Annotated in this window: 2 protein-coding genes; both read left to right on the plus strand. The window is 57.4% G+C overall.

Going from position 1 to position 3,050, the window contains the following annotated elements:
• Window positions 1-2,469 (plus strand): RHS repeat-associated core domain-containing protein (locus WS91_RS17365; protein ID WP_197422248.1); only part of this gene is annotated, 2,469 nt, incomplete at its 5' end.
• Window positions 2,470-2,536: 67 nt separating this feature from the next.
• Window positions 2,537-3,050: transposase (locus WS91_RS37405; RefSeq protein ID WP_231752039.1), on the plus strand; the 514-nt coding region annotated here is incomplete at its 3' end.

Below are 3,050 nucleotides of genomic sequence, written 5' to 3' on the forward strand. Positions count from 1 at the left end.
GTATGGGTGTACGGCGAGCGGGAAGCCGACGCGCAGGCGCACAACCTGCGCGGGCAATGTGTGCGTCGCTACGATACTGCGGGACGGCTCGAGTGGCGCGGCTTTCACCTCATTGGCGAACCGGTTATTGAATCCCGCACCCTGCTAGCCGACGCGGAGGGCAACGCCGATTGGGCAGGCGACGAGTTGGCATGGGCGAGTGCGCTCGAATCGGTTGCCTATACAACAGCCTGGACCCGCGATGCAACCGGCACCTGGTTGACGCAGACCGATGCGGCAAGCAACGTGCAGGCTCGCGCCTTCGATGTCGCCGGCCGGCTTGCCCTTAGCGGCCTGACGCTCGCCGGCGGAACGGCATGGCCAGTGCTATCGGCAATCGACTACAGCGCGCCGGGCCAGGTCTTGAGCGAAACGGCCGGCAATGGCGTGGTCAGCACCTGTGCTTACGAGCCAGAAACCCAGCGGCTGGTGCGGTTGACCGTGACACGACCGGCGCAGACCGGGCGAGGCACGGTGCTGCAAGACCTGCAGTACACATACGACCCGGTCGGCAATGTGCTGAGCATGACGGACACCGTGCAACCGACCACCTACTGGCGCAACCAGCGGGTCGATGCAGGCAATACCTACGCGTACGATGCGCTGTATCAGTTGATCCGCGCGACCGGCCGCGAAACCGTCAACCGTGGTCGGCAAGGTACAACGCTGCCCGCGCCGATCCCGCTGCCGAACGACGATTCCGTCTATAGCGGCTATACGCGTACCTATCAATACGACCGCGGCGGCAACTTTACTCAGATCGCGCACCAGGGGGCGGTAGGCTACACGCAGGACATCGTGGTGTCCGGTCGCAGCAACCACGCATTAGTGCAGAACGCCCGCGGCAGCCTGACGCCAGGCGATGTCGACGACGGGACCTGGTTCGATCCCACCGGCAACCAGCAGTGCCTGCTGCCGGACCGCGTCGAGCCGCTTGGCTGGAATGGCCGCAATCGGCTGCAACGGGTCACGCTGGTCAAACGGAGCGGCGACCCCGACGACCGGGAGGCGTATCATTACGGATCAGACGGGATGCGGGTGCGCAAGTGCACGAGCGCGTGGACGTTGGGGACGACCCGCACGGCCGAGGCGATTACCCTGCCGGGACTGACCTTGCGGCTCACCCGCAGCGACGATGGCGCCACCGTAAAGGTAACGGAGGCGCTGCACGAGATCCGGCTGAACGCGGGACGGACCGGCGCGCGGGCGCTGCATTGGGAGAGTGGTCTGCCGCCTGCCGTGGGAAACGACGCGCTTCGATTCAGCCATGGCGACCTGGTCGGCTCGATCGGGCTGGAACTGGACGGGCAGGCCGACCTAGTCAGCCGTGAGGAATACTATCCGTACGGCGGCACTGCGGTGTGGTCTGCGCGCAGTCAGACTGAGGCCGACACCAAGTTCATCCGCTACTCGGGCAAGGAGCAGGATGTGACCGGGCTGTACGACTACGGTTATCGATACTACCAGCCGTGGGCGTGCCGCTGGCTCAGCCCCGATCCCGCCGGCACTGTTGACGGGCTCAACCTCTTTCGGATGGTCAGGAATAGCCCGGTTACGCAACGTGATCTATTGGGGCTACTGCCAACCTTACAAGATCTGGCAAAACAAGAAATTAACAAATTGAAAAATTTTGGGCCGGAACATGTGTTGGCATACCTCGGCGGAGTTCAGGCATTGAGAGGAAAAGCAAATGCTCATGGATATTTCAGTGCCAATAGGCAAATTACAATTGAAACTGGAAAGCATCGTGGAAAGATAAAAAAAGGTGAGCCATCAAATGCGCCAACGGTGTCGACAATTGCTGAGTCAACCAAGAAGATTCTCGAGAAGCGTCGGCATCTCCCTTTCAACGTGGAGATAAAAGGGTCTGATAATCCCGTATACGCTTCAATATCACTCAATCAGGATATATCTTCCGGAGTTTTTGTTGGTGGTGGCTCGTTACGATCTGGCCTAGTTGGAATTCCATACAGGAGCACAGAAAATCCTTCCTCTCCTGCTTTGGAGTATGATATTCATGGAAATGAGTTGCTTTTTAGATCAATGTCTACCGATCACTATAATGGATTGATGAAAACCAATAAATTGCAACCAACAACTGAAACATCGATTTCGCCGGCGGTGGCTTATTCATTGGAATATTCTTCGCCTAGCAACGGAGAGTTAATTCAGTTCGCCCTCAAACCTGGAACATTAAAGGAGCTCAGAGAAATTGGCTTGGCCTTGAATAAGGGTGTTAAGTTATTATTTCCGGATATGAGGGAAGGAGGGGGTGAATGGATGAAGACCAATGCTCAATTTAAGGTCGAGGGCGAGCAAATGACGATTCAGCTCGGCCAAGGCAGGGCCCTGGAAATATTTAATAGAAACATGGTTCACTATCGAGTGATTAAGAGGGTTTTTAACTCAAACTCCACTAATCCGTATTAGGAAAACTGGACCGATTCTAGAGCGAGTTTTGCGGCAAACTTGACCCTGAACCGAGAGGTGGTTTGCCATGAAACGGAAGTGCTTTCCGATCGAACAGATTGTTGCGGTACTGAAGCAGGCGGAGTTGGGTATGCCAGTAGCGGATCTGATCCGTCAGGTCGGCATTTCCGAGCAGACGTTCTATCGATGGAAGAAGCGATACGCGGGGATGCAGTCGGATCAGGTACACGAGCTCAAGCAATTGCAGGATGGGAATGCGCGGCTGAAGAAGTTGGTTGCCGAACTGAGCCTCGACAAGGCCATCCTGCAGGATGTCGCCTCAAAAGTGGCCCGGCCCGCGCTGAGACGAGACGTGGTGGACTACGTGGACCGTTTGCTGCCGCCGGATGGTCTGGCCAAAGAACCGCAAGTCTGGGTTGCTCCGCGGGGATACACGTCATATGGATCGGCGGCGAAGTTCTACCACCCGAGCAGCCAGCCTGCGACGAGCGCGCTGACTTATGAGGTGTCCGGCAAGGTCGAATACGACAACAAGGGGCAGCCGGTGCGCAGCTATCAGCCGTACTTTATCGACGACTGGC

The organism is Burkholderia sp. MSMB1498, from assembly GCF_001526245.1.
Taxonomy (GTDB): Bacteria; Pseudomonadota; Gammaproteobacteria; order Burkholderiales; family Burkholderiaceae; genus Burkholderia; species Burkholderia savannae.